The sequence below is a fragment of the Nocardioides sp. genome (assembly GCF_030019515.1).
In the GTDB taxonomy this organism is placed as follows: Bacteria; Actinomycetota; Actinomycetes; order Propionibacteriales; family Nocardioidaceae; genus Nocardioides.
In genome coordinates, this window is the sequence record NZ_JASEEQ010000003.1 from 186,193 (window position 1) to 213,038 (window position 26,846).

General features: G+C 72.6%; 23 protein-coding genes. 10 read left to right on the forward strand and 13 right to left on the reverse strand.

Going from position 1 to position 26,846, the window contains the following annotated elements; genetic code table 11:
• Nucleotides 1–59: 59 nt before the first annotated feature.
• The 3 genes from QMC84_RS05670 to pdxH all read right to left on the reverse strand — a co-directional run bounded on the left by QMC84_RS05670 (nucleotide 60) and on the right by pdxH (nucleotide 3,133).
• Nucleotides 60–1,796: an ABC transporter ATP-binding protein gene (locus QMC84_RS05670; protein ID WP_300372681.1), complete on the reverse strand. Its 1,737-nt coding sequence runs from the start codon at nucleotides 1,794–1,796 to the stop codon at nucleotides 60–62.
• On the reverse strand, nucleotides 1,793–2,383 hold the full coding sequence (locus tag QMC84_RS05675; protein WP_300372684.1) for a TetR/AcrR family transcriptional regulator: 591 nt from the start codon (nucleotides 2,381–2,383) through the stop codon (nucleotides 1,793–1,795). Before QMC84_RS05675 ends, QMC84_RS05670 begins: the two co-directional genes overlap by 4 nt.
• 108 nt (nucleotides 2,384–2,491) lie before the next feature.
• A complete protein-coding gene (gene pdxH, locus QMC84_RS05680; RefSeq protein WP_300372686.1) occupies nucleotides 2,492–3,133 on the reverse strand; it encodes a pyridoxamine 5'-phosphate oxidase in 642 nt (213 codons plus the stop codon).
• A gap of 67 nt (nucleotides 3,134–3,200) precedes the next feature.
• On the opposite strand from pdxH, the gene QMC84_RS05685 reads away from it, so the two are divergent.
• A complete protein-coding gene (locus tag QMC84_RS05685; RefSeq protein ID WP_300372687.1) occupies nucleotides 3,201–4,307 on the forward strand; it encodes a citrate synthase 2 in 1,107 nt (368 codons plus the stop codon).
• 24 nt (nucleotides 4,308–4,331) lie between these two features.
• On the opposite strand, the gene QMC84_RS05690 is transcribed toward QMC84_RS05685, so the two are convergent.
• Together QMC84_RS05690 and QMC84_RS05695 are read right to left on the reverse strand one after the other, a co-directional pair.
• Entirely contained in the window at nucleotides 4,332–4,901 is a 570-nt protein-coding gene (locus tag QMC84_RS05690; protein WP_300372689.1) for a hypothetical protein, read from the reverse strand.
• Nucleotides 4,902–4,960: 59 nt separating this feature from the next.
• Entirely contained in the window at nucleotides 4,961–5,515 is a 555-nt protein-coding gene (locus tag QMC84_RS05695; RefSeq protein ID WP_300372691.1) for a GNAT family N-acetyltransferase, read from the reverse strand.
• Nucleotides 5,516–5,585: 70 nt separating this feature from the next.
• Here QMC84_RS05695 and serC point away from each other — a divergent pair, with 70 nt between their 5' ends.
• A complete protein-coding gene (gene serC, locus QMC84_RS05700) occupies nucleotides 5,586–6,710 on the forward strand; it encodes a phosphoserine transaminase (protein ID WP_300372693.1) in 1,125 nt (374 codons plus the stop codon).
• Nucleotides 6,711–6,767: 57 nt separating this feature from the next.
• Here the strand turns inward: serC and QMC84_RS05705 are convergent, their stop codons facing one another.
• The 6 genes from QMC84_RS05705 to QMC84_RS05730 form a co-directional block, all read right to left on the reverse strand.
• Nucleotides 6,768–7,268, reverse strand: coding sequence for an O-acetyl-ADP-ribose deacetylase (locus QMC84_RS05705; protein ID WP_300372696.1), 501 nt, complete (start codon nucleotides 7,266–7,268; stop codon nucleotides 6,768–6,770).
• Nucleotides 7,268–8,272, reverse strand: a complete 1,005-nt coding sequence (locus tag QMC84_RS05710) for a DNA topoisomerase IB (RefSeq protein ID WP_300372698.1) — start codon at nucleotides 8,270–8,272, stop codon at nucleotides 7,268–7,270. The genes QMC84_RS05705 and QMC84_RS05710 overlap by 1 nt, the downstream gene beginning before the upstream one ends.
• Complete coding sequence (locus QMC84_RS05715; protein WP_300372700.1) at nucleotides 8,256–9,236, reverse strand: hypothetical protein; 981 nt, start codon at nucleotides 9,234–9,236, stop codon at nucleotides 8,256–8,258. Before QMC84_RS05715 ends, QMC84_RS05710 begins: the two co-directional genes overlap by 17 nt.
• Entirely contained in the window at nucleotides 9,236–10,471 is a 1,236-nt protein-coding gene (locus QMC84_RS05720; protein ID WP_300372702.1) for an SAM-dependent methyltransferase, read from the reverse strand. The genes QMC84_RS05715 and QMC84_RS05720 overlap by 1 nt, the downstream gene beginning before the upstream one ends.
• Before the next feature lie 79 nt (nucleotides 10,472–10,550).
• Nucleotides 10,551–13,295 (reverse strand): FAD-binding and (Fe-S)-binding domain-containing protein, encoded by a 2,745-nt coding sequence (locus tag QMC84_RS05725; protein WP_300372704.1) that lies wholly within the window; start codon nucleotides 13,293–13,295, stop codon nucleotides 10,551–10,553.
• Between the two features lies 1 nt (nucleotide 13,296).
• Complete coding sequence (locus tag QMC84_RS05730; protein WP_300372706.1) at nucleotides 13,297–14,553, reverse strand: hydroxyacid-oxoacid transhydrogenase; 1,257 nt, start codon at nucleotides 14,551–14,553, stop codon at nucleotides 13,297–13,299.
• A 41-nt stretch (nucleotides 14,554–14,594) separates the two neighbouring features.
• Between QMC84_RS05730 and QMC84_RS05735 the strand changes: the two genes are divergently transcribed.
• The 8 genes from QMC84_RS05735 (at nucleotide 14,595) to QMC84_RS05770 (ending at nucleotide 24,671) form a co-directional block, all read left to right on the forward strand.
• Nucleotides 14,595–15,800 carry a cellulase family glycosylhydrolase gene (locus tag QMC84_RS05735; protein ID WP_300372708.1) on the forward strand — a complete coding sequence of 402 codons (1,206 nt, stop codon included), beginning with the start codon at nucleotides 14,595–14,597 and terminating at the stop codon, nucleotides 15,798–15,800.
• Between the two features lie 221 nt (nucleotides 15,801–16,021).
• Nucleotides 16,022–16,306 carry a hypothetical protein gene (locus tag QMC84_RS05740; RefSeq protein WP_300372710.1) on the forward strand — a complete coding sequence of 95 codons (285 nt, stop codon included), beginning with the start codon at nucleotides 16,022–16,024 and terminating at the stop codon, nucleotides 16,304–16,306.
• On the forward strand, nucleotides 16,303–18,441 hold the full coding sequence (locus QMC84_RS05745; protein ID WP_300372712.1) for a glycosyltransferase: 2,139 nt from the start codon (nucleotides 16,303–16,305) through the stop codon (nucleotides 18,439–18,441). Before QMC84_RS05740 ends, QMC84_RS05745 begins: the two co-directional genes overlap by 4 nt.
• A 4-nt stretch (nucleotides 18,442–18,445) precedes the next feature.
• Entirely contained in the window at nucleotides 18,446–20,107 is a 1,662-nt protein-coding gene (locus QMC84_RS05750) for a glycosyltransferase family 87 protein (protein ID WP_300372714.1), read from the forward strand.
• The gene (locus QMC84_RS05755) at nucleotides 20,107–21,030 is read left to right on the forward strand and encodes a hypothetical protein (RefSeq protein ID WP_300372716.1); all 924 of its coding nucleotides are present in this window, start codon (nucleotides 20,107–20,109) and stop codon (nucleotides 21,028–21,030) included. The genes QMC84_RS05750 and QMC84_RS05755 overlap by 1 nt, the downstream gene beginning before the upstream one ends.
• Nucleotide 21,031: 1 nt before the next feature.
• Nucleotides 21,032–22,195: a hypothetical protein gene (locus QMC84_RS05760; protein WP_300372718.1), complete on the forward strand. Its 1,164-nt coding sequence runs from the start codon at nucleotides 21,032–21,034 to the stop codon at nucleotides 22,193–22,195.
• The gene (locus QMC84_RS05765; protein WP_300372720.1) at nucleotides 22,192–23,634 is read left to right on the forward strand and encodes a substrate-binding domain-containing protein; all 1,443 of its coding nucleotides are present in this window, start codon (nucleotides 22,192–22,194) and stop codon (nucleotides 23,632–23,634) included. Before QMC84_RS05760 ends, QMC84_RS05765 begins: the two co-directional genes overlap by 4 nt.
• Complete coding sequence (locus QMC84_RS05770; protein ID WP_300372722.1) at nucleotides 23,631–24,671, forward strand: hypothetical protein; 1,041 nt, start codon at nucleotides 23,631–23,633, stop codon at nucleotides 24,669–24,671. The genes QMC84_RS05765 and QMC84_RS05770 overlap by 4 nt, the downstream gene beginning before the upstream one ends.
• Here QMC84_RS05770 and QMC84_RS05775 read toward each other — a convergent pair.
• Together QMC84_RS05775 and QMC84_RS05780 are read right to left on the reverse strand one after the other, a co-directional pair.
• Complete coding sequence (locus QMC84_RS05775) at nucleotides 24,655–25,533, reverse strand: NUDIX domain-containing protein (protein ID WP_300372724.1); 879 nt, start codon at nucleotides 25,531–25,533, stop codon at nucleotides 24,655–24,657. The two genes, QMC84_RS05770 and QMC84_RS05775, sit on opposite strands and share 17 nt — an antisense overlap.
• A 9-nt stretch (nucleotides 25,534–25,542) precedes the next feature.
• Nucleotides 25,543–26,802, reverse strand: a complete 1,260-nt coding sequence (locus tag QMC84_RS05780) for a geranylgeranyl reductase family protein (RefSeq protein ID WP_300372726.1) — start codon at nucleotides 26,800–26,802, stop codon at nucleotides 25,543–25,545.
• Nucleotides 26,803–26,846 lie beyond the last annotated feature (44 nt).

A 26,846-nucleotide genomic window follows, 5' to 3' on the forward strand; every position in this document is an offset into this window, starting at 1 on the left:
GCCGCCCGGGCCGCCCGGGCCGCCCGGGCCGCCCGGGCTGCTCGGGGTCGGGTCGTCGGTCATGCCACCTCCTCCGCCGCCAGCTGGGAGGTGACGATCTCCCGGTAGGTCTCGTTGTCGGCGAGCAGCTCGTGGTGCGTGCCGCGGCCGACGATCCGGCCCTCCTCGAGCACGAGGATGAGGTCGGCGTCCATGATCGTGGAGACCCGCTGGGCCACGATCAGCACCGTCGCGTCGGTCGTGACGGGCTCGAGCGCGGCGCGTAGCCGGGCGTCGGTCGCCAGGTCCAGCGCCGAGAACGCGTCGTCGAACAGGTAGATCGCGGGCCGCCGGATCAGGGCCCGGGCGATCGCCAACCGCTGCCGTTGGCCGCCGGAGAAGTTCGTCCCGCCCTGTGCGACCTGCGCGTCGAGCCTCTCGGGCAGCGTCTCGACGAAGTCCCGGCCCTGGGCGACCCCGAGCGCCCGCCACATCTCGTCCTCGGTCGCGTCCGGCTTGCCGTGCAGCAGGTTGCTGCGGATCGTGCCGGAGAAGAGGTAGGCCCGCTGGGGCACCAGCCCGATCCCGGCCCACAGCGCCTCGGGGTCCAGACGGCGTACGTCGGTGCCGCCGACGCGCACCTCGCCCGCGGTGACGTCGAACAGCCGCGGCACCAGGTTGACCAGGGTCGACTTGCCGGCCCCGGTCGACCCGATGAGCGCGACGGTCTGTCCCGGCCGGGCCGAGAACGACACGTCCTCGAGTACCGGCGACTCGGCTCCGGGGTAGGCGAACGTCACGGTGTCGAGATCGAGGTGGCCGCGTCGCGCGGGGTCCGGGACGACCGGGTCGTCCGGCACCGGCACGGAGGTGCGCGTGTCCAGGACCTCGACGATCCGGTCGGCGCAGACCGAGGCCCGCGGGATCATCATCAGCATGAACGTCGCCATCATCACCGACATCAGGATCTGCATGAGGTAGGTCAGGAAGGCGGTCAGCGCGCCGACCTCCATCTGCCCGTTGTCGACTCGGTGACCGCCGAACCAGATCACACCGACACTGGAGGCGTTCACCACCAGCATCACCAGCGGGAACATCGTCGCCAGCCAGCGGCCGGCCCGGATCGCCACGTCCGTGAGCTCGTCGTTCGCGGTGCCGAACCGCGCCGCCTCGTGCGGCTCGCGGACGAACGCCCGAACCACCCGGATGCCGGTGATCTGCTCGCGCAGCACCCGGTTGACCTCGTCGATGCGGGCCTGCATCGCCCGGAAGCTCGGCACCATCCGGCTCACGACGAACCCGACGCTCAAGAAGAGCGCCGGCACGACGACCGCCAGGATCCAGCCCAGGCCGAGGTCCTCCCGCAGTGCCATGATCACACCGCCGACCATCATGATCGGCGAGGCGACGGCGATCGTGCAGGCCATCAGCACCAGCATCTGCACCTGCTGGACGTCGTTGGTGCCGCGCGTGATCAGGGACGGCGCTCCGAAGTGCTGGACCTCCCGCGTGGAGAAGGTCCCGACCCGCTGGAACAGCGCGGCCCGGACGTCGCGGCCGAAGCCCATCGCCGTACGCGCGCCGAACCACACGGCGGTGACCGAGCAGACGATCTGCACCAGCGAGAACGCGAGCATGATCGCCCCGACCCGGACGATGTAGCCCGTGTCGCCCTTCGCCACGCCCTCGTCGATGATGTCGGCGTTCAGGCTGGGCAGGTAGAGCATCGCCACCACCCCGACGAACTGGAGCACCACGACCATGGCGAGCCAGGAGCGGTACGGCGCGAGCCGCTCGCGCAGCAGTCGGAGCATCATCGGGAGTCCTCGTCTATCAGCACGCCGTGGAGGACCACGTCGACGATCTCCTCGGGGGAGAGCGGACGCTGGTCGGAGATGTGGGGATGGCTGCCGGAGAAGGTGAGCAGCCGGACCAGGTGGACGACCCGGTCGACCGGCAGGGTGAACCGGTCCGCGTCGGGCTCCAGGAGTCGCGCCAGGCCCTCGGTGGCGATCCGCCGGCGCAGCTCGGGACCGCCGAGGCTGTCCGGCGGCTTGCGCATCCCCATCGCGGCCATCAGCGCGAAGATCCGGACGAAGCGGCGCTGGAGCAGGGTGGTGTACGCGACCAGCCGCTCGCGCAGGTCGAGAGCCGGGTCGATCCGCCCGGCGTCCTGGAGGAAGGACGTCGGGTCGAACTCCGCCTCGAGCACGGCGTCGAAGAGCTCGTCCTTGGACGCGAACGCCCGGAAGATGGTGCCCTCGGCGATGCCGGCGGCCTCCGCGATCAGCCGGGTCGTGGTCTCCCGCCCGTGCTCGTAGAGCAGTGGCCGGGTGGCCGCGACGATCGCCTCCCGCCGCTCCTCCGGCGACAGCGGCCGCGCGCGCTCCCTCTTCGTCTCCACGACGACCGAGGATAAGTGAGTGAGCACTCACTCACAACCGCTTTTCGGCATCCCGAGGATCGCGGGTCCGGCCGCCGGGTCCGCCCCACCGCCGTCAGGGACTACCGGTCATGGGGAGAGGCGCTCGGTGACCCAGCCGTCGGGGGTACGGCGGTAGCGCAGCCGATCGTGCAGCCGACCGGTCCGGCCCTGCCAGAACTCCACCCGCTCGTGGCGGACGACGTACCCGCCCCACTCCTCCGGGGTCGGGACCTGGCCGGGGTAGCGGGCCTCCGCGGCGGCGCAGGCCGCCTCGAGCTCCGCGCGACCCGACACGACCTCCGACTGGCGCGAGGCCCAGGCACCGAGCTGCGAGGTGCGCGGCCGGGAGGCGAAGTACGCCTCGACGTCGGCGCGCGGAAGCGGAGCGGCGACGCCGTCGACGCGCACCTGGCGCTCGAGGGGATGCCACGGGAAGAGCAGCGAGCAGCGCGGGTTCGCGGCGAGCTCGTGGCCCTTGAGAGAGGCGGTGTTGGTGAAGAAGACGAATCCGTTCTCGTCCACGCCCTTCAGGAGCACCAGTCGCGCGGACGGAGCCAGGTCGGGCCCGACGGTGCTCAGCACCATCGCGTTCGCGTCGTGGTGGATCGCGTCGTGCGCCTCCCCCATCCAACGGTCGAACATGGCGATCGGATCGGGGGCGAGATCGGCCTCGTCGAGACCCGCCCGGGCATACTCCTCACGAAGAGCAGCGAGATCGAGGTGTCCCATGCCCTCGACCCTAGGCCCGGCGCCCAATGCGTGGGGCGTTGCTCGCGGAGTCCAGCGAAGGAGTCACATGACCGAGGTGCAGCACGGGCTGGAGGGCGTGGTCGCCTTCGAGACCGAGATCGCGGAGCCGGACAAGGAGGGCTCGGCGCTGCGCTACCGCGGCGTCGACATCGAGGAGCTCGTCGGCAGGGTCCCCTTCGAGAAGGTCTGGGGGCTGCTCATCGACGGCGGCTACGACCCCGGCCTGCCACCGGCGGAGGCCTACAGCATCGCGGTCCACACCGGCGACGTCCGCGTGGACGTGCAGGCCGCGATCGCGATGCTGGCCCCGGCGTTCGGCTTCCGCGCCACCTACGACATCAGCGACGAGCAGGCCCGCGCGGACCTCTCGCGGGTCGCGGTGATGGTGCTGTCGTACGCCGCGCAGTCGGCCCGCGGCCTGCACCAGCCCGTGGTGCCGCAGGCCGAGGTCGACAACGGCGCCACCCTGGCCGAGAAGTTCCTGATCCGCTGGAAGGGCGAGGCGGACCCCAAGCACGCTCACGCGATCGACGCCTACTGGTCCTCGGCGGCCGAGCACGGCATGAACGCCTCCACGTTCACCGCGCGCGTGATCACCTCCACCGGCGCGGATGTCGCCGCGGCCTTCTCGGGCGCGATCGGCGCGATGAGCGGTCCGCTGCACGGCGGCGCGCCGTCGCGCGTGCTCGGCATGATCGAGGAGGTGGAGCGGCGTGACGGCGACGCGCGGTCCTACATCAAGCAGCTGCTCGACGACGGTGAGCGGCTGATGGGCTTCGGGCACCGCGTCTACCGCGCGGAGGACCCCCGGGCCCGGGTGCTGCGGCGTACGGCGAAGGAGCTGGGCGCCCCGCGCTACGAGGTCGCCGAGGAGCTCGAGCGAGCGGCGCTGGCGGAGCTGCGCGAGCGTCGGCCGGACCGGGTCCTGGAGACCAACGTCGAGTTCTGGGCCGCGATCGTGCTCGACTTCGCCGAGGTGCCCGCGAACATGTTCACCTCGATGTTCACCTGCGCCCGCACCGGCGGCTGGTCGGCGCACATCCTCGAGCAGAAGCGCACCGGTCGGCTGATCCGTCCCTCCGCGGTCTACACGGGACCATCGACCCGGCCCGCGTCGGAGGTGGCGGGCTGGCGGCCCGAGTGGGCGCGCTGAGGCGAGGGTCCGGCCGGCGGACCGCTAGAGCCGCGCGTCGTACCAGCTCGTGACGCCCCGGGCGCCCCGGCGGCTGAGCGAGACGTGCACGTGGTCGCGGTGGCGCAGCGTCCGCGAGCACTTCCTGCGGGACTTGCAGCTCGACGACAGATAGGGCTCGGGGCGGAACCCGGTCCACGCCGGGTACATCTGGTCGTCCCAGATCAGGTACATGATCCCCATCCGGCGGGCCAGCGCGTCCTCGTTCCCCCGACCGTCCGCGGCGAAGACGCGCCGCATGAACCCCTGGGCGGTGCGCCGGTCCCGCTTGCTCGACGCGTCCAGGCTCCAGTCGAAGGCGCGACCGGTCTGGTGCTCCGAGGTCGGCCCGTCCTTCTTCGAGCAGGCCCGACCGAAGCCGACGTAGCCGCCGCCGTAGTGCCGCGCGACCCAGCGGCCGAGGTACTCCGTGCCGGCCCGCGGCTTCGGGTGGCAGGTCGAGGACGCGTCGTACGACGCGTAGCCCTCGATCTCGGCGGCGGCCGGGGCGGCGCCGGCGAGGCCGAGGACCAGGGCCAGGCACGGGGCGAGGAGCAGCGAGATTCCGGGACGCACGATCGACAAGCGTAGGTCTAGACCAGTCGCCGCGTGGGCTTTCGGGAGGACCCGCGGTCCTACCCGGTCGTCGGCAGCCGCCGGCCGTAGCAGCGCGACAGCGGGGCGTCCTTGTAGTAGCCGAACGCCGGCACCGACACGTAGCCCGCCGACTCGTAGAGGGCGATCGCCTCGGGCTGGCGCAGCCCGGTCTCGAGCACCACCACCTCGGCGCCCAGGCCGGCCGCGCTCTCCTCGAGCCGGGCGAGCATCAGCCGGCCGAGACCGCGACCGCGCGCCGTGGGGGCGACGTACATCCGCTTGACCTCGACCGTAGCGGTGCTGCCGAGCGCCTCGACCCCGGAGCGTCGCCAGGCGCCGGTCGCGACCGCGACCGCGTCGAGGTAGCCGACGTAGAAGCTGCCGGTGGGCGGCTCGAACATGAGGGGGTCCAGCGGCGTCTCGTCCGGTCCGCCGTAGCGGACGACGTACTCGGCCTGCACCGCGGCGATCAGGCGCAGCGCGTCGGGGTGGCCGTAGCCGACGCGGCGGATCTCCAGGTCGGCCGAGCGCGGAACCGGCGGGATCGGCTGCCCGCTGCTCATCATCTGTCTCCCCCACGTGGCGTGGATCATGCGGATGCCACAATAGGAGCGCCGACAGCGTCGTCAGCCAGCGCCACCTCGCCCCGATGGAAGGTTGTCCATGACCGACGCCCTGCAGATCCCCCACGACCTCCTCCCCGCCGACGGCCGGTTCGGAGCCGGCCCGTCGAAGATCCAGACCTCCCACCTCGACGCGCTCGCGGCCACGGGCTCGGCCCTGATGGGTACGTCGCACCGCCAGGCGCCGGTACGCGACCTGGTCGGCCGGGTCCGCAGCGGGCTGGCCGACCTGTTCTCGCTCCCCGAGGGGTACCAGGTGGTGCTCGGCAACGGTGGCGCGACGGCGTTCTGGGACATCGCGACCTACGGCCTGATCCAGGAGAGGAGCCAGCACCTGGCGTTCGGCGAGTTCTCCTCGAAGTTCGCCAAGGCCGCCACGCTCGCGCCGTGGCTCGCGGACCCGTCGGTGATCGCGTCCGAGCCGGGCTCGCGTCCCGACCCCGTCGCCGAGGACGGCGTCGACGTCTACGCCTGGGCGCACAACGAGACCTCGACCGCGGTGATGGCGCCCGTCGTACGCCCCGCCGGCACCTCCTCGGACACCTCGCTGGTGCTCGTCGACGCGACCTCGGGCGCCGGCGGGCTGCCGGTCGACCTGCGCGAGGTGGACGTCTACTACTTCGCACCTCAGAAGTGCTTCGCCTCCGACGGCGGCCTCTGGATCGCGCTGTTCTCCCCCGCCGCGCTCGAGCGGGCCGCCGCAGTGGCGGCCTCGGGCCGGCACATCCCCGCGTTCTTCGACCTGCCGACCGCGATCGACAACTCCGCGAAGAACCAGACCTACAACACCCCGGCCGTCGCGACCCTGTTCCTCATGGCCGAGCAGCTCGACTGGATGAACGCCTCCGGTGGGCTCGACGGCATGGTCGCGCGGACGACGGAGTCCTCCGACGCGCTCTACACCTGGGCGGAGAAGTCGTCGTACGCCTTCCCCTACGTCACCGACCCCGACCACCGCTCGCTGGTGATCGGCACCATCGACTTCGAGGACGGCATCGACGCCGCCCGGGTCGCGGCGGTGCTGCGCGCCAACGGGGTCGTCGACACCGAGCCGTACCGCAAGCTCGGCCGCAACCAGCTGCGGATCGCGATGTACCCCGCCGTCGACCCCGCCGACGTCGAGGCCCTCACCCGCTCCATCGACTGGGTGGTCGACCAGCTCTGACCCGGGTCGGGACCGGCGTCGCTCGCGTCCGGATGCCCGACCGCCGGAGGTCCCGACTCAACGGGGCGGGAGGGCCGCGCGGACCAGGTCGTACGTCGCCTCGTCGAACGCCACGATCCGCGCCTCGGTGACGGCGGTGTCGGCGGAGGAGAGCGCCTCCAGGGCGGCCGCCACCGCGTCGTCCTTGGGCCAGCCGTAGATGCCGGCGGAGACCAGCGGGAAGGCGAGGGTGGCCGCGCCCAGCTCGTCGGCGACCGCCAGCGCGCGGGTGTAGCAGGACAGCAGCAGCGAGCGGTCCCGCTGCCCGGCGGCGTGGTTCGGCCCGACCACGTGGATCACCCACCGCGCCGGTAGCCGCCCGGCGGTGGTCCAGCCGGCCTCGCCCGTCGGCAGCCCGTCCGGGAACCGGCGTACGCAGTCCTCGAGCACCGCGGGCCCGCCTGCCCGGTGGATCGCGCCGTCCACCCCGCCACCGCCGCGCATCCGCGAGCTCGCGGCGTTGACGACCGCGTCGACCTGCTGCCGGGTGATGTCGCCGTGCGCGACGGTGATCTCCATCAGGCCTCCTTGAGCAGCCTCAGCGTCGCACGTTCCAGCGCCGCCTGCCGCTCGTCGGGGCTGTCGTAGGAGCGTCCGGTGGCGCGCTCGATCGTGCGGCCCTCCTCGTAGGCGTCGACGACGCGGGGATCGACATACGACGAGCGCGCCAGCGTCGGGGTGTTGCCGAGGAACGAGGCCACCTCCTTCATCGCGCCTGAGACCGCGCGCTTGCGCGAGGCGGCGGATCGTCCCGGCTCCGGCGTCTCGGCGAGCGCCGCCGCGGCCAGCACCGTGGCGTGCCAGGTGCGGAAGTCCTTCGCCGTGGCCTCGAGTCCGGTGGAGTCGCGCACGTAGTCGTTGACGAGCTCGGGCAGCACCGAGCGCCAGCCCCGCCCGTTCTTGTATGCCAGCAGCCGCAGGTCCTCGCCGCGTCGGCGACGCATGACGTCGATCGCCTCGATGACGACCGCGTCGTCGATCTCGATCCGGTGCTCGACGCCGGACTTGCCGACGAACGTGAACACCAGCCGGTCCTGGTGGCGGCGCACGTGCCGGCGCTCGAGCGTGGTGAGGCCGAACGACCCGTGGGCGTCGGCGTACACGTCGTTGCCGATCCGGAAGTAGCCCAGGTCGAGCAGCCGGACCGCGGCGGCGCAGGCCCGCTCCAGGGGCATCCCCTCGAGGCCCAGGTCGCGCACGACCAGCTCACGGGCCTTGGTCAGCGCCTTGCCGAACTCGAGCATCCGGTCGAACTTCTCGGCGTCCCGCCGGACCCGCCAGTCGGGGTGGTAGAGGTACTGGCGCCGCCCGGCGTCGTCGGTGCCGACCGCCTGCAGGTGCCCGTTGTCGTACGGCGTGACCCACACGTCGGTCCACGCCGGGGGGATGACGAGGTCGCGCACCCGCTGGGCGTCCTCCTCGGGCAGGCGGGCGCCCTGCCCGTCGAGGTAGACGAACCCCTTCCCCGCTCGGCGCCGGGTCCAGCCGGGCTGGTCGGGCGACGTCCTACGCAGCCGCACCATGGCGCGTCAGTAGCCGGGCGATCAGGGCGACAAACCCGGCCGCGGCCGCGCCACCCAGCAGCCAGGGCCACCACGGATCGTCGCCGCCGGCATCGGCTCCCGGACCCGGACCGGCCACGGGCGGCGAGGCGGCCGGCGTCGCCGGCGGCTCGGGTGGCGGCTGCAGCACCCGCTCGACCTCGGCCGGCAGGTCGAGGCGCAGCACGTCGCTGAACTGGCCCTCGGTGCTGATGTGCACCGACCCGTCGGGAGCCACCGCGATCCCCTCCCCCTGCTGCTGCGAGGGCAGCCGCCACGACGCGACCCGGTCGTGGCCGGGGAAGGTGTAGACGGCGGCCGCACCGTAGTCGCGCAGCAGGTAGTGCCGGCCGTCGGGCAGGAACGCCCCGTCGGTGACGAACGCGAGCGAGTCCGCGACGGCTCGCAGCCGGTTGGGCCGGTCGGTGGACAGCCGGCGCGGCGCGGCGTACAGGGTGCCGCCGAAGAGGTTCTTGGTCACCACGAAGAGCTGCCCGGTGCGCGGCTGGGCGAGCAGGGTCTCGGCGTCATGCGCACCGTCGGGGTAGACCAGCGTGTACGTCGGCGGCTCGACCGTCCGGTCGCCACGTCCGTACGGCACGCGGAGCACCTCGATCGAGTCCCGGGACGCCCCGTTGTCGCCGATGTCGCCGACCCAGACCGAGCCGGGCCCGGCCGGGGCGAGCGCCTCGACGTCCTCCGGCTCGGCCGCCCAGGAGGTGGTCCCGACGGTCTCCCCGGACCGGTCGACGACGAACACCCGGCCGCGGTCGCCGGAGTCGTTGACGATGACGAACAGTCCGTCGCCGACCACGAGCCCGCTGGACTCGACGATGGCCGGGTCGGCGAAGGTCAGGTCGACGCGGGCGTGCGGCTCGGCGGGCCCGGCCAGCGACCCGACCAGGAACGACGCGGCCGAGGCGAGACCGAGGACCCGGTCGAGCATCAGTGCGCGTCGAGCAGCCGGGCCAGGGCGGGGCTGATCCCCCAGGTGTCGACGAGGTCGTCGTACTCCTTGCGCACCGAGCCGCCCTTGACCGGCGCTCCGGCGCGGACCGCGCGCAGCATGGTGTTGCGCGGCGTGTGCTGGCTCTCCACGAACTGCACGACGTCGACGCGGTAGCCCTGCTGGCGCATCAGCGAGGCGCGCAGCGCGTCGGTGAGGGTGTCGGCCAGCCGCTCGCGGAGGATCCCGTGGCGGGTGATCATCGCGTACGGCGACGGCGTCGGCGACCGGCGCAGCTGGGCGGCGATGTCGTGATGGCAGCACGGCGCGGCGAGCACCAGCTGAGCCCCCCACGAGACGGCCTGGGCGAGCGCCTCGTCGGTGGCGGTGTCACAGGCGTGCAGCGCCAGCACCACCTCGGGCGCGGGGTCGAGCTCGACCGCGCCGATGGTGCCGACGACGAAGCTCACGCCCTGGCGAGCACCGACCCCGAGCCGCTCGGCGATCGTGGCGTTGTGCTCGCGGGACTGCTCCTTGACGTCGACGCCGGTCAGCCGCACGGGGAGCCCGCGCACGCCGGAGAGGAACCGCTCGGCCGCGAACGTCAGGTAGGCGTTGCCGCAGCCGAGGTCGGCGATCCGCAGCGGCTCCTCCACCGTCGGGCGGCGCAGGTGGCCCTTGTCCAGGGCGTCGGTGACGGAGGAGTCCAGGAGCCGGAGGAACTCCTCGACCTGGCGGTACTTCGCCTGCCGGCTGGGCTTGAGCCGGCCGGACTCGTCGGAGATGCCCAGCGCCACGAACACCGGGTCGTCCTCGGGCAGCAGCCGGGACTTGTCGCGGTCGTGACCACGCTCCACCTCGACCGGCTCGGCCCGGTCGGTGGTGTGCACGACCGCCTCGAGCTTCTTGGTGACGCGCAGCTGGTGGGTCTGCGTGGTGGTGTCGACGTGCCAGTTGGCGAACGGCTCGTCGAGCAGGGTGTCGACGGCGTCTCGCGCGGCGCTCTGCCCGTCGGAGGGGGCGAGCGCGTGGTTCGCGGTGTGCGCCTGGGTCTCGTCGTACGTCGTGACCTGCAGGTGCCGGCCGGCCTTGAGGTCGACGTAGCGCAGCTCGGCACGGCGCCACGTGGGCCGGCTGCCCTTCTGCCGGCCGGACGCGACCGCCTTGACGAGCGCGTCCGGGTCGAGCAGGTGGTCGCGCATCCGGTTCAGCGCACGCAGCAGCGGCTCGCCCATCAGAGCACGGCCGCGATCACGACGATGATGAGCAGCGCCGCCAGCGCGATCGGGATGACGAGACGACGGTGCCGGGGGTTCACTCCTCCACCCTAGAAGCGAGCAGCTCGGCGAGGTGCATCGTGGGGACGTTCACCAGGTCGTCGAGCTGGACCCGGCAGGACATCCCGTCGGCGAGGACGACGGCGTCCGGGTGCGAGCGGACGGCGGGCAGCAGGTGGGTCTCGGCGACCGCGACCGAGACCTCGTAGTGGCCCTTCTCCATCCCGAAGTTGCCGGCCAGGCCGCAGCATCCGGCGACCTGGGTGACGGTGGCACCGGCCTTCTCGAGCAGCCGCCGGTCGGCCGCCCACCCGAGCACCGAGGCGTGGTGGCAGTGCGGCTGGGCGACCACCTCGACGCCGGCGAGCGAGGGCAGCGGCACGTCGAGCCGCTCCAGCAGCTCCGCGAACGTCAGGACGTCGAGGTGCGCGCCGGTGAGCTCGGGCAGGTCGCTGCGCAGGGTCGCCAGGCAGGACGGCTCGAGGCCGACGACCGGCACCCCGGACGCGACGTACGGCGAGAGCGTCCGGACCGTCCGATCCATGATCGAGCGCGCCTGGTCGAGCTGGCCGGTGGTCACCCAGGTCAGGCCGCAGCAGGCGTCGTCGCGGATCACCCGTGCCGTCACGCCGGCCGACTCCAGGAACCGGATCGCGGCCAGCGCGTTCTCCGGGAAGAAGTGGTCGGTGAACGAGTCGGCCCAGATCCACACGTCCGGCACCCCGGGCCCCTCCGGGCGCTGCCGGCCGATCGTGCGCCGCAGGGTGCGCGGCGCGAACGCCGGGATCGAGCGCCGCTGGTCGATGCCCGCGGTCGCCTTCGCCAGCCGGGCGATCGCGCCGAGCCGCAGCATCCGGTTCGCGGCCGGCGCCATCGGCGCGGCGAGTCGGGCCCACTGCGGGAGCCGGCCGAGCAGGTAGTGGCTGCGCGGCCGGCGCTTCGTGGCGCCGGGACCGTCGTACGTCGCGTAGAGCGCCTCGGCCTTGTAGCTCGCCATGTCCACGCCGGTCGGGCAGTCCGACTTGCAGCCCTTGCAGGCCAGGCAGAGGTCCAGGGCCTCGTGCACGGCCGGGTCGGCGAGCCCGTGCACGAGCTCGCCGTCGAGCGCCTCCTGGAGCACCCGCGACCGGCCGCGGGTCGAGTCCTTCTCCTCGCGGGTCGCGAGGTAGGACGGGCACATCACGCCGGCGGTCCGCGGCGAGACGCACTTGCCGACGCCGGTGCAGCGGTGCACCTCGGCCGCCAGCGAGATCGCCGGCCGTGGCCGGGCCGGCCGCAGGTCGGCGTCCAGCGGCGCGGGGTCGACGATGTTGCCGGGGTTGAGCAGGTTGGCCGGGTCGAAGATCTCCTTCACAGCCGCGAACAGGCGCAGCGACTCCGCGTCGTACATCAGCGGCAGCAGCTCCGAGCGGGCCCGCCCGTCGCCGTGCTCGCCGGAGAGCGAGCCGCCGTGCTCGCGCAGCCGGAGCGCGCACGCGGTGAGGAAGTCGCGGAACCGCCGGCGGGCCCCGTCGGCCCCGTCCACCTGGAACGGGAAGTCGATCCGCACGTGCACGCACCCGTCGCCGAAGTGCCCGTACGGCACGCCGTCGAGATCGTGCTCGCGCAGCAGCTCGTCGAAGTCGCGCAGCCACGCGCCGAGCCGCTCCGGAGGCACGGCCGCGTCCTCCCACCCGGAGTACGCCGGGCGGGACAGGCTGCGGGCGGCCAGGCCGGCGCCGTCCTCGCGGATCCGCCACAGGGCCGCCGACTCGGCGGCGTCCCGGACGATCCGGTGCCCGAGCGCGCCGGACCCGGCGACCACCCGGGCCGCCAGCGACCCGGCGTCCGCGCCGGCCACCTCGACGAACAGCCAGCCGGCGCCGGGCGGCAGCTCGGGGACGGCGTTGCCGCGGGCGCGCACGAGGTCGACGATCCGAGCGTCCAGCCCCTCGCAGGCGATCATCCGGCCGTCCGCGGCGCCGAGCAGCGCCGGGACGGCGTCGGCCGCCTCGACCATCGAGGGGTAGCCGAGCAGCACCAGCAGGCGGACGCTCTCGTCCTCGACCAGCCGGACGGTCGCCTCCTGGACGACCGCCAGGGTGCCCTCCGAGCCGACCAGGAACCGGTCCAGGCTGCGGCCGTTCTCCGGCAGCAGGTGCTCCAGCGAGTAGCCGCTGACCTGGCGCGAGAACCGGCCGAAGGAGGTGCGCACGTGGCCCAGGTGCTGATCGACGAGCGCCGCCAGCCGCGCCTCGACGTCGGCCGCGCCGGGCGCGTGCGCGACGTCCATCGCGACCACGTTGTCCACGGTCCGGCCGTAGCCCAGGGCCCGCGACCCGCACGCGTTGTTGCCGATCATCCCGCCGATGGTGCACCGGGTGTGCGTCGACGGGTCCGGCCCGAACCGCAGGGCGTACGGCGCGACGGCGCGCTGCAGGTCGGCGTGCACGACCCCGGGCTGGACGACGGCGGTGCGCGCCTCCGGGTCGACCGAGAGGACCCGGTTGAGGTGTCGCAGCGTGTCGACGACGATCCCGGTGCCGACCGCGTTGCCGGCGATCGACGTGCCGGCACCGCGCATCGTCACGGGCGCACCGGTCTCGTGCGCGGTGTCGAGGATCGCGACCAGCTCGTCGCGGTGCCTCGGGCGGACGACGACCTGCGGGACGACGCGGTAGAGCGATGCGTCCGAGGAGTACAGGGCCCGGGTCAGCGTGGAGTCGTCGACGTCCGAGACACCCCGTCGGCGCAGTTCGCCGACCAGGTCCGACAGCGCAAGCTCCGCGGACGACTGCGACACGTCACCAGTGTTCCATCGACGCGCGGAACAGCGACGCCAGGTCCTCGTCCGTGGGACGCTTCGGCGCCGTCGCGAGCAGCCGCTGCTGCTGGAGCGCCCCGGCGACCAGGTCGTCGACGTCGGCGTCGGCGTACCCCACGGCCGCGAGGCCGTTGGGGATCCCGACGTCGTGCATCAGGCTGCGGAGCGCCGACGGCAGGGCGTCGGGACCGGGCTCGACGTCCGGGTCCAGCAGCCGCGCGGCGCGGACGTGGCGTTCGGGGGCGGCGTCGAAGGTGAACCGGAACGCCGCGGGCGCCGTCAACGAGACCGCCATGCCGTGGGGCACGATCGGCTCGTCGGGGTACCCGTCGGGCCGGAAGCCGCGGACCCGTCCGGCGATCGGGTAGGCGTTGGCGTGCGGGATGTGCACGCCGGCGTTGCCGAAGCCCAGGCCGGCGAACGTCGCCGCCATCGCCATCTGCTCCCGGGCCGCCCGGTCGGACCCGTCGCGCACCGCGGCCCGGAACGAGCCGGACAGCAGGGCCAGCGCCTTCTCCGACCACAGGTCGGAGATCGGGTTCGCCCCGCAGTAGGGGACCCGCTGCTCGGGCTGCTTGGCGTCGAACTCGGCGTACCAGCGGGCGGTGTAGCTCTCGAGCGCGTGGCACACGATGTCGAGACCGGCGGCCGCGGTCACGGTCGCGGGCTGGGTGAGCGTCAGCAGCGGGTCGACGATCGCGAGGGTGGGTCTGAGCCGGGGATGGCTGATGCCGGTCTTGACCTTCAGCGCCAGCACGTCGAGCACGCAGATCGTCGTGCTCTCCGCGCCGGTGCCGGTCGTGGTGGGGATCGCCACCAGCGGGAGCAGCGGGTGCTGCGGTGCCTGCGCCCGGCCGACCGGGGCGTTGACGTAGTCCATCAGCTCGCCGGGGTTGGTGGTGAGCAGGTTGACCGCCTTCGCGGTATCGATCGACGACCCACCCCCGACGGCGAGGATCGCGTCGAACGGTCCCGCGTCGCGGGCGAACGCGATCGCCTCGGCCAAGGACTCGTCGGTCGGCTCCACGTGGACCCGGTCGTACGTCGTCACCTCGATGCCGCGCGCCGTGACCTGCGCGGCGATCCGCTCGGGGTGCCCGGTGCCCGCGACGCCCGGGTCGGTGACCAGCAGCACGCGGCGGGCACCGTACGACGCGAGATCGTGCCCGACCTCGGCGGAGGCGCCCGTCCCGAACTTGAGCGCGGGTGCGGCGTAGGTGAACACGGTCTCGCTCATTCGGCCAACATAACGGCCCGTGCGGACCGTACGATGACCCCGTGGCGAGGGGGGCTTCCATGCTGCTGCACGCGCGGCACCAGGCACGCTGGATCGTGCTCGCGGTCGTCGTGGCGCTTCTCGCCGGTGCCGGCCTCTACCTCCAGCTGCGCACCCCGGTGGCGGTCGGCGTCCCCGCGAACACCGGGGCCGCCCATCCCGTGGTCGAGGGCAACCGGATCGTCGACGCCCGCAGCGGCCGCGACTTCGTGCCGCGCGGCGTGAACTGGAGCAGCTTCGAGTACGCCTGCGCCCAGGGCTGGGGCATGTCGGCACTCGACAACCTGGTCGCCCGCGAGCCGGCACCCACGGAGGCGAGGACGATCGCCGCCTGGGGCGCGAACACGGTCCGGCTCCCCCTCAACCAGGACTGCTGGCTGGGCACTCGGGGCGCGCCGGTCAGCGACCAGTACGAGGAGCGCACCGTCGCCGGCTACCGCAGCGACGTGCACGGGTTCGTGACCGCCCTGAACCGGGCCGGGGTTGTGGTGATCCTCGACCTGCACAGCCGCAAGCGGATCGGGCAGCCGGAGTTCGGCAACCTGGCGATGCCGGACTCCGAGTCGATCGCGTTCTGGACCTCGGTCGCCACCGAGTACGCCGGCAACCCGTCGGTGATGTTCGACGCGTTCAACGAGCCGTACTCGCGCTACAGCTCCAGCGGAGCGGAGCTGCTCTTCGGGCTGACCTGGCGGTGCTGGCGCGACGGCGGCTGCCCGGCACCGGTCGAGGACGACCAGACCGCCACCCTCGGCCAGGTCACCTACCCCGCGCAGGGTATGGCCGCGATGGTCAGCGCGATCCGGGACGCGGGCGCCGAGCAGCCGATCCTGCTCGGCGGCCTCGACTACGCCAACGACATCAGCCACTGGCTGGAGTTCGCGCCGGACGACGACCAGCTGGTGGCCGCGTTCCACTCCTACGACTTCAAGGCCTGCGGTGACCGGGACTGCTGGGACGACGTGATCGCCCCGATCGCCGACACCGTGCCGGTGCTGACCTCCGAGCTCGGCGCCCGGCACCCCGAGAAGGGCTACGTCGGGCGCTACCTCGACTGGGCCGACGAGCACGGCCTCGGCGTGCTGTTCTGGGTCTGGGCGGACCATCCCGGCGACCCGATGGCGCTGGTGACCGACGAGCGTGGCCGGCCGACGTCGTACGGCCGCCTGGCGCGCGCGTGGCTGACCGGGCACCAGCCCGGCGCGTGAGCCCGCCCCGAAGGCAACAGGCGGTCCACACCCGGTCAACGATCGGTCAACAGACCGTCAACGGTGGACCAGACCGGTCCTGAACGGGGTGATCGCGCACTACCGTGGTGATTCGAGGAGTCCACCAATCGGTGAACGGTGCGCGAGGGGGCGTGCCACCATGAGTCGCCTAGGCGGGACTCGGGACCGAGTGTGTGGTACCTGAGCAGGGGGGAAGCGTCATGTCGGTGCAGGCGAGCCCGTCGCGTCCGGCAACCAAGTCGGTCGGCGCCGCCGTCGTGGACCTCCTGCTGACCCTGGTCATCCTGATCGTCGTGTTCCTCGCCTTCCTCATCGCGCCGCTCGTGGCCCTGGGCCTCGCCTACCTCGCGTACGCCGTGCTGCGGCCGCGAGCGAACCGGGCATCGGCCGGGCCGGCCAGCCCGCCGAGCAGCCCGGCCCAGCCCGCCTCGGGCGCCCGCCCGGCCCCGGCTGCCTTCGGATTCGGGGCGGGGACCTCCCCGTGACGACCATCCAGACCGGAGCCGAGACCCGCCGGAGTCCCCGGCTCACCGACGGCGTCGACCAGGACCTTCGCCACCTCGTCCCGGAGGGCATCTGCCGCACCTTCCGGGTGATGCCCTACGCGTCGGTGAACGGCACCGTGCTCGTCGCCGCCGCCGACGCCGACGACGCGATCACGACCCAGGTCGTCGCCGAGCGGATCGACCGCCCGGTGCAGCTGGTGCGCCACACCGTCAACGAGATCGTGGCCGCGATCGACGCGGTCTACCCGCCGCAGGAGACCGAGGTCGAGACCCCGGACGCCCGCCGGGCGCGGATGCAGATGGCCCAGATGCTCACCCGCAGCGGGCTGATCACCGACGACCAGCTCCAACGCGCGATGCTGGAGTACTCCCGCACCGGCGACCCGCTCGGCGACATCCTGGTGTCCCACGAGGCGATCACCGAGGACGTCCTCGTGGCCGCGCTGTCGGAGATGTACCAGATGCAGCGGGTCGGCCTGGCCGGGTTCACCCCCGACTTCGAGGTCGCCCGACGTCTGCCGGAGCGGCTCGCCCACTCGTTCCAGGCCGTGCCGGTCGCGGCGACCGACGACCTGGTCCTGCTGGCCGTGGCACGCCCGCTCGGCGCCGAGCAGGCGGCCGAGGTCGAGGAGGCGCTCGGCTCGCCGTTCCGCCAGCTGCTGGCCAATCGCATCGAGCTCGACCAGCTGATCCAGCGGATCCACGCCCGGCACTACGCCGAGGTCTCCACCCGGCTGCTGCTGGAGACCCGGCCGGAGGAGTCGGCCCACATCGTGATCTCGGGCGGGCAGAAGGCCGCCCTGGTGACCACCGCGATCGTGATCGTGATGGGCGCGGTCATCTGGCCGTTGCAGACCGCGATCGGCGTGGTGGCGGCATGCAGCCTGCTCTACCTGGTGGTGTCGTTCTACAAGTTCCGCCTGACGATGCGGGCGCTCGGCACCCACCTGGAGACCGACGTCACCGACGAGGAGATCGCGGCGATCGACGAGCGGCACCTGCCGATGTACACGATCCTGGTCCCGCTCTACCGGGAGGCGGCCATCGTCCCTCGCCTGGTCCGCGACATCAACGCGCTCGACTATCCCCGCACCCGACTCGACGTGAAGCTGCTGTGCGAGGAGGACGACGAGGAGACGGTCCAGCGGATCCGGGACCTGCAGCTCCCGCCGCACTTCCACCTCGTGGTGGTCCCCGACAGCCAGCCGAAGACCAAGCCCAAGGCGTGCAACTACGGCCTCCAGCTGGCGACCGGCGACTTCTGCGTGATCTTCGACGCCGAGGACCGGCCGGACCCCGACCAGCTGAAGAAGGCGGTCATCGCGTTCACCCGGGTGCCCAACAACGTCGTGTGCGTCCAGGCGAAGCTCAACCACTTCAACCAGGACCAGAACATGCTCACGGCCTGGTTCGCCAACGAGTACTCGATGCACTTCGAGCTGGTGCTGCCGGCCATGGGCGCGGCCGAGTCGCCGATCCCGCTGGGCGGCACGTCGAACCACTTCCTGACCGCCAAGCTGCGCGAGCTCGGCGCCTGGGACCCCTTCAACGTGACGGAGGACGCCGACCTCGGCATCCGGCTGCACCGCGAGGGCTACCGCACGGCGATGATCGACTCGACCACCCTGGAGGAGGCCAACTCCCAGGTCCCGAACTGGATCCGCCAGCGCAGCCGCTGGAACAAGGGCTACATCCAGACCTGGCTGGTCCACATGCGCAACCCCTTCTCGTTGCTGTCCCAGACCGGGCTCAAGGGGTTCCTGAGCTTCAACCTGACGATGGGGAGCGCCTTCGTGCTGCTCCTCAACCCGATCTTCTGGGCGCTGACGACGCTGTACGTCTTCACCCAGGCCGGCTTCATCGAGCAGCTCTTCCCGGGCATCATCTTCTACGCCGCCAGTGCGCTGCTCTTCGTCGGCAACTTCGTGTTCGTCTACCTCAACGTCGCCGGCAGCCTGCACCGCGGGGAGTTCGGGCTGACCCGCACCGCGCTCCTCTCGCCGCTCTACTGGGGCCTGATGAGCTGGGCCGCCTGGAAGGGCTTCATCCAGCTGTTCACGAACCCGTTCTACTGGGAGAAGACCGAGCACGGCCTGGACGAGGGCCACGGCTGATCGCATGAGCACCGTCAACGTCGTCCACACCAAGGACCGCCTCAGCGGGATCGTCCAGTCGGTCGGCCGCCGGCCCAACGACGTCTCGCGCCGGTGGTGGGAGAGCGCTCTCGTCTTCGCGTTCTTCACCGCCGCGTACACCTGGTTCGGCTACTGGGTCGTCGTCGACATGCACGTCGTCGGCTTCGAGACCCTCGACCGGCTCAACCGCGCACTCATGGTGTGGCACAACGACCCGGCCAAGCTGTCGGCGATCGGCTTCGACTACCCGCCGCTCGCGACGCTCCTGATCGCGCCGCTGGCGATCTTCCGGGGCCTGGTCACCTCCCTGGCGGTCGTGCCGCTGGCCTCCGCCGTGTTCGCGGCCTTCACGATGGTCGCGCTCAACACCATGATGCGGCGTGCGCTCGTCGCCGGGCCGCTGCGGTACGCGGTCCTGCTGGCGCTGGGCGCCAACCCGATGGTGCTGCTCTACGCGACCACCGGCACCCGGCACTTCGTGTGGATGGCGCTCGTCGTCGCCGCCCTGGGCGCCCTCTTCGCGTGGTACATCACCGCGGACGTCCGGTTCGTGATGCTCGCCGGGATCGCGTTCTCGATCGCCGCCCTGGCCGGCTACACCAGCCTCGTGTTCTTCCTGCTGAGCGCCGTCATGATCGGCGCCATCCTCGCCCGGCTCGGCGCGGACGGCACCGAGGTCGAGGGCACGGTGGTCGGCTTCGCCTCGCCGACGGTCTACGTGATCGCGCTGTGGACGGTCTTCAACCTGATCCTGCTGCTCAACCCGTTCGCCTGGATCACCCGGTCGAGCGACGCGGCCGCCTCCGGCGGCCTGGAGACCTTCTCGGCCGTGGAGCTGCTGCGGGCCACCGGTGAGCTGGTGCTGTACGGCGCCCCGATCGCGATCATCGTGCTGCCGGCGCTGATCTTCGCCGGGTTCGCCCGCGGCAACCCGTTCGCGCTGTGGCTCGGGATGATGCTCGGCGCCTCGATCCTGCTCCCCTCCGCGGCCGTGGTGCTGCGGCTGACCGACTCGCCGATGCTGATGCGCAACTCGCTGCCGATCCTGCTGATCAGCGTGATCGGCGCGATCTGGCTGGCCAGGTCGGCCGAGGAGGGCAGCACCCTCGTCGCCGCGCTCGTGGTCGTCGCGCTGGTGATCAGCATCCCCTGGACCCTGCAGGCGATGAAGACCTACCGGTACCAGAACCTCGAGGCCCCGTTCGCCGCCGCGATCACCACCGGCGAGTCCCAGGAGGGAGCGCAGACCCTCAACCGCGAGAAGGTCGGCATCGTCTCCGAGCAGGCGATGGCCAAGTACATCGCCAACAACGTGTCGCGGGACAACTCGATCCTGACCGACAACGCCCAGACCTACGCCGTGATGATGCTGACCGGTCACCCGGAGTACTTCTTCGACCGCATCGACCACAGCGACGGGCCGTGGAAGGTCGCGGCGCGCGACCCGGGGAAGTACGACATCGACTATCTGTTGATGTCCGCCAGCGACAACGGCGACCTGCTCACCAAGCTCTACCCGGACGCCGCGGCCGGCTCGGACGCGCAGCTCCAGGTCGTCTACCGCACCCCGCGCTACGTGCTCGCCAGCGTGCCCGCCGGCTTCGAGCCCGGCGGGGTGACGACCGGACAGCTGGGGGCATCGTGATGGCCGACGAGAAGCCCCGCATCGCGCCCCCGCCGTCGGTCGACGACGTGCTCTCGGCGCTGACCGACCCGTCCCGGATCGGCCAGGTCGACTTCACCGCCGCGCTCGCCCCGGAGCCGCCGGCGCGACGGGCGGCGCGCGGCGGACGCCAACCGGACGCCAAGCCGCCGCTGCGGCGGGTCCCCGAGCCCGTGCCCGCGCCGATCACCGAGCCCGAGCCGCGCGACGCGGGGCCGGCCGCCGAGGCGGACCCCGCCGAGGTCGAGCCCGTCGCCCAGCCGGAGCCGGCCGACGCGCCCGCGGCCGAGACCACTCCCGACGCGGAGCCCGAGGCGGAGCCGACTGCCGATCGCGCCGCCGCAGCCGGGCCTGCCGATGACGAGCAGGCCCCCGAGGACCAGGCCCCCGAGCCGGCACCGGCGGAGCGTCCGCGCGAGCCGAAGGCCAAGAAGTCCCCGGCACCGAAGCAGTCGCTGGTCGCGGTCGAGGAGCCGACGGCCCGGCCCGAGCCGCTGCTCGAGCCTCAGGAACAGCCCCACCGAGAGCCGGCGCCCGACCCGGTCGGGTCGGTCGACGTCGCCCGCGCCGTCGAGGAGATCGCCCAGGGCGTGATCAGCCGGATCCGGACGGCCGAGGAGGCCCTGCTGCGCCACCTGGAGGCGACCGAGCTCGAGGCGACGCGTCGCTACGAGCTGGTCACGGCGCAGGCCGAGCTGGACGCGGAGCTGATCCGGCTCCAGTCGCGCCGCGAGGCACACGCGATCGTCACCGCGGCCCGGATGCGCTCCGGCGACCTCGACGACGTCGACGACCCGGGCGACGTGGGCCACCGGCTGGCCGTCCTCAGCGACGCGATCTCCCGGGTGGCCGACACCGCCGAGGCCACGCTCAACCGGTCGCGGACCAGAGAGACCGGGTCCTGACATGAGCGCACCCCGCATCCGCCGTACCCACCGCCTGGCCGCCCTCGCCGCGGTGGGCTCGGTGCTGCTCGCCGGCTGCGCCGGCAGCGACTCGGGGAACGACCGGTCCGGCGAGGTCGTCGTCACCGTCGACCCGACGCAGACCGGGGGGGTGGTCGTGCCGGAGCGCCGGTTCTTCAACGACGGCTCGCCGTGGAACCGCCGGATCGACACCTCGCGCGTCGACCCGCGATCCAACCAGATGATCCAGTTCGCGCACGAGCGCGTCGGCGTGATCGAGCGCCCCGGTGGCACGTCGTTCATCTCCCGGAACTTCGTCGAGGACGGCCTCTACATCAACACGGTGCGCTGGACGGTGCCCGTGGTCGCGGGCGGTCGCCCGACGTCGCTGGTGTGCCGCCAGCTCGTGTGCGGCGACGGCGCCGACACGACCGTGCTGAACATCCCCGACGACGTCGACCCGGATCCCCGCTACGACGGCTGGTACACCGTGTTCGACACCACCGCCTCGGTCGCCTACGACCTGTGGCGCGCGCGCCGCGAGGCCGACGACACGATCTCCTACAACTACATGCGCAAGTGGGACCTGAACGGCCCCGGCTACAGCGAGCCCTGGACCGAGGGTGCCCGCGGCTCCGGCCTCCCGCTGTTCGCCGGCCTGATCCGGCCCGGCGAGCTGGAGTCCGGCGAGATCCAGCACGCACTCGCTATCAGCGTGCCCGGGCCGGCCACCGGCATCTTCGTCCAGCCGGCGTCCTCGACCGACGGCAACGGCCGCACCCGCTCGCTCCCCGAGGGGGCGCGGATCCGGCTCCGGCGCGACGTCGTGCTGCCCCCGCCCCGCGACCCGCGCACCGGCAAGATCATCAAGCTGACCAAGCAGCAGCAGCGGCTGGCGGACGCGATCGTCGCCTGCCTGCGCACCTACGGCGCGATCGTCGTCGACCGGGCCGCGGTGCCCACGCTGTACGCCCAGCGGGACGTGACGAACGGCCTGATCCGCGGCAACGAGCTCCAGGGCCTGACCCTCGACGACTTCGAGGTGCTGCCGCTCGGCCACCCCTACCACTACCCGCCGGAGGAGGACGAGACGGTCGTCGAGCCGAGCGAGAGCCCGAATGCCTCCCCGTCCAGCTCGCCGACCGAGGGGGGTGCGGTCCAGTGACTCCGACCCGATCGAAGGTGTTCGGCTCCCTGGCCGTGGCCGCGGTCTCGCTGGGCCTGCTCAGCGCCTGCTCGGACCCCTCGCAACAGGCCACCGAGTCGGTCAGCCAGGACCAGGCCAACGAGTTCCGCGAGAACCAGCTGCGCCAGAAGGACATCGACAAGGCGTACGCCGCGCTGCCGACCCGCCCGTCCGGGGTGGTCGGCATCGACGGCTCGACCGGGGGGTCACTGACCCCGACCGAGGTCAGGAGCTACGAGGCGACGCCGGACGCGGCCCAGGTCAACGTCGCCGACAACGGCGAGGACCAGGCCTTCCAGGAGCTCTGCGCCGGGCAGATCGACCTCGTCGACTCAGCACGTCCCATCAGCCGCGCCGAGTGGGAGGCCTGCCAGTCCGTCGGCCTCGACGTCGTGCAGTTCCAGGTCGCCGCGGAGGCGATCGTGATCGCGATCAAGTCCGAGACCGACGTCGGGGCGGACTGCCTCACCGTCGACCAGGTCCGCGACATCTACCGGGCCGGGTCCCCCCTCACGAACTGGAGCCAGGAGCCGCTGGGCTTCGACGACGTGCCGCTCAAGGTGGGCGGGCCCAGCCCCGACAACAACGGCTTCGGCTTCTTCGGCCGCTACGTGCTCGGCGCCCCCGAGCCCTCCCAGGTCGACCTGCGCTCGGACTACTTCCTGGCCGCGAACGACGAGGCGGCCCGCAAGTTCGTGGTCGGCAAGCGGTACCTCGAGCTGCGGGCGGCCCGCTTCGATGACGTCAGCCGCAGGCGCGCCCAGGCCAACCAGGCCCTCCAGGACGCACGCAGCGAGATGCTCGCCGCCCGCGAGGAGCTCACGGCCGCCCTCGCCGAGCGCGCCAAGGGCATCCGCGACGGCCGGCCCCCGGCGGACAAGGCCCGGGACCAGCGGCGCGTGGACAAGGCGTTCGCGCGCCGGACCGCCGCCCGGGTGCGGCTGGACGCGGCCCGGACGCGCTACGGCCAGGTCAACGAGCTGTACCGCAACACAGACGGCGCCCGTCGCCTCTACGAGGCCTACCGCGGACACGTGGCCTACTTCCGGTTCAGCTACTACGAGCTCTTCGAGGACCAGCTGCGGCCCTTCGAGATCACCCTGCCCGACGGCCAGCGCAACTGCATCTTCCCGAGCCAGCGCACGATCACCAGCGGTGAGTACCCGCTGGCCCGGCAGCTGCTGATCACGACCACCACCCGGTCGCTGGCGCGCGCCGAGGTCCGAGACTTCCTCGGCCACTACGTCGCACACGCCCAGGCCGGGGCCGAGACCGCCCGACTGGTCGCGCTGCCCGACGAGACCGTCCGGCTCCAGCAGTCCTGGCTGACCGGCGACCAGGCACCGCAGCTCTACGTGCCCGACGACAACGCCAGCACACCCAGCCAGCCGGTACAGAGCGAGAAGCCTGCACGATGACCACCCGGGCCACCCGACTCGTGGCACTCGTGGTGCCACTGCTCCTCGCGCTGCCGGCCCTCGCCGTGGCGCCGACGTACGCGGGGTCCGCCTCGGTGACCGCGGCCAAGGCCGGGCAGCGCCAGGTCCAGCAGTCCAAGCGGATCGTGGTCAAGTGGCAGGGGTTCCAGAGGCGGCCGAAGTACCAGAAGGTCGCCGACGTGCCGGGGATCGGCCAGGTCGAGCTGATCTGCCGCCCCAACGACACCATGCTGCGGATCCGGGCCAACGACCGCACCGCCGAGACCCAGCTCTGGATGGCGAAGCTCGAGTCCAAGGACGGCACCGACCGGGTGGCGGTCAAGAACGTCCGGGTCTACAGGTACGCCACGGCCGCCGACGACGGGAAGGGCGGCACCGGGCCGCAGGCGCACGAGGGCCTGAACCAGAGGACCCCGATCGAGGACTACGCGAAGGGCTCGGCGTACGGCGTGATCAGCCAGCGCCCCGGCCGCGACCAGCCGGGCGGCGGTCCGCTGGCGCTCCCGGCGACGTCGTTCAAGCTCACGTGGTACTGGGAGCGGTTCGCCTACCCGGGCAGCCAGTACTGCAAGATGACGCTGGCGCTGCGCACCGACACCGACCAGCAGGTAGGGCTGAGCTGGCACGGCGACGAGGAGGCGGCGACCCAGCAGACGACGACCGCCACCATCCCCGGGTTCGGCGAGGCCGAGCTGCGCTGCGAGACCGGCCGCACCGGTGAGCAGACGGTGGCCCTGCGCCCGGACGACCCGGACTCGTTCATGGACTACGAGTACGTCCAGGGCGAGGGACGGGTCGCCGACCCCGACCACGTCACGCACTACAGCGACCTCGGCTACGACCCCGAGACCGGCCTGCTCGGCCCGGTCGACCTGCCACGCAACGGGATGATGCGCATCTGGTGGTCCGTGGGTGGGGTGAAGAGGACGTGGGTGCTCTCGTCCTACCTGGTCACCAACAACACGACCCGGCCCTACCTCAACCTGTGCGAGGTCGCGGCTACTCCGCTGCCCTGAGCGCCTCGCGGACCAGCTCGAGCACCGGCCGCTCCCCCGACTCGATCTCGGCGAGGGGCACCCAGGCGACGTCCGCGGAGGTGCCACCCTGCTCCGCCAGGCGCGGCTCGGCCCCGGCCTCCACGTCGGCCGCGAAGACCAGCGCCACCGAGTGGAAGTCCTCGTAGCGGCCCGACGGCGCCGTACCGCTGAAGTGGTCGTCGTGGACGGCGACCAGCTCACCGACCTGGCACTCCACGCCGGCCTCCTCGCGCACCTCACGGACGACGGCGGTCCGCGGTGCCTCCCCGTGGTCGACGCCGCCACCCGGCAGCGTCCACGAGCCGGTGTGGAACCCCAGCGCGGAGATCCGGACCAGCAGCACGGCGTCGGCACGCCGGATCAGCGCATAGGCGCCGAGCCGCTGGTGCCGGAACGGCCGGTGGTCGGCCACCGCCTCGAGCACCATCGGGGCCACCGGGACGGTCTCGTCGAGCACGTCCTCGACCGGCTTCCAGGCGGCCTCCACGGTCGACCCGTCCACCTCGACGACCCGGGGCTCGGGCGCGTCGATCGGCACCCAGCCGTCGTAGACGATCCGCAGCGCGTGGGCGTCGACGCGGCGGCCATCACGCCAGACGCCGGGCAGGTGGGCGGAGTACACGCGCGCGGTCTGCCCGACGACGGCGTGCAGACCGGTCTCCTCGTAGATCTCGCGGATCACCGCGTCCCGCGGGTCCTCGCCGTGGTCGAGGCCGCCGCCGGGAAGGGTCCACAGCTCCTCGGAGGTGATGGTCGGGGACAGCCGGCTGAGCAGGATCCGGCCCTCGCGGATGATCACGGCGTACGCCGCCACCCGCTGCCGCTTGGGAAGCCCGACCATCAGCGCCCCTCAGCCGAACGGCGGCCGGTGGTCCAGCGCGATCGAGCGGCGTCCGGCCCAGCGCCACACCCGCGCGGCCCGGTCGCGGTCCTCGTCGGTCACGAGGTTGCCCATCCACCGCAGCGCCAGCGTCATCAGCCAGTCCGAGCGCATCCCGGCCGGACCGAGGGCCGGCAGCAGCCGCGGGATGGTGACCAGGCCGGCGAGCCGGCGGGCGATCGAGAACGACTCGCCGTAGTGCTCGCGCAGCAGCGCCGGCCACACGACGTCCAGCCCCGGCGCGTCGGCCGGCCGCTCGGCGAGGAGCTCGGCGATCAGCCGCCCGGTCTCGAGGCCGTAGTCGATGCCCTCGCCGTTGAGCGGGTTCACGCAGGCGGCGGCGTCGCCGGTGAGCGCCCAGTTGGGGCCGGCGACGTGGGAGACCGCCCCGCCCATCGGCAGCAGCGCCGAGGTCGGCATCCGCAGCTCGCCCGACAGCTTGAAGTCCGTACGCCGCTCCTCGGCGTAGTGCGCCATCAGCGGCTTGATCGCCACGTCCGCCGGCCGCTTGGCGGTGGCGAGCGTGCCGACGCCCAGGTTCACCTCGCCGGTGCCGAGCGGGAAGATCCAGCCGTAGCCCGACAGGACCTTGCCGTCCTGCCCACGCAGCTCGAGGTGGGAGCTGATCCACGGGTCGTCGGACATCTCCGAGGCGACGTACGAGCGCCCGGCGACGCCGTACACCGTCTCCCGGTGCCACTCGCGGCCGAGGACCTTGCCGAGCGGGGAGCGGACGCCGTCGGCGACCACCAGCCGCCGGCAGGCGATCTCGACGCGGTCCGCACCCGACCGGCCACCCTGCTCGAAGACGACGCCGACCACACGTCCCGCCGACATCCGCACGTCGACCGCGCGGAGGCCGTCGACCGCGACGGCGCCCGCCTTGATCGCGGTGGTCCGCAGGTGGTCGTCGAGCTCGGTGCGGGCGACGGCCGAGCCCCAGTCGGGCAGCGACCCTCCCGGCCAGGGCAGGTACAGCGTCTGGCCGAAGCCGTGCGCGCGCAGACCCTGGTTGACCGTGTGGGCCCGCAGCCAGTCCTCGAGGCCGAGCCGCTGGAGCTCGCCGATCGCGCGCGGGGTGAGCCCGTCGCCGCAGGTCTTGTCGCGGGGGAACACCGCGGCGTCGGCGAGGACGACGTCCATCCCGGCGCGCGCCGCCCAGGTCGCCGCCGCCGACCCCGTGGGGCCGGCGCCCACGACGAGGACGTCGGTGGAGGTCGGGATGGTCACCGCTCGATTGTCTCAGGCCGGGACCCGATCCTCCCAAGCGGCGG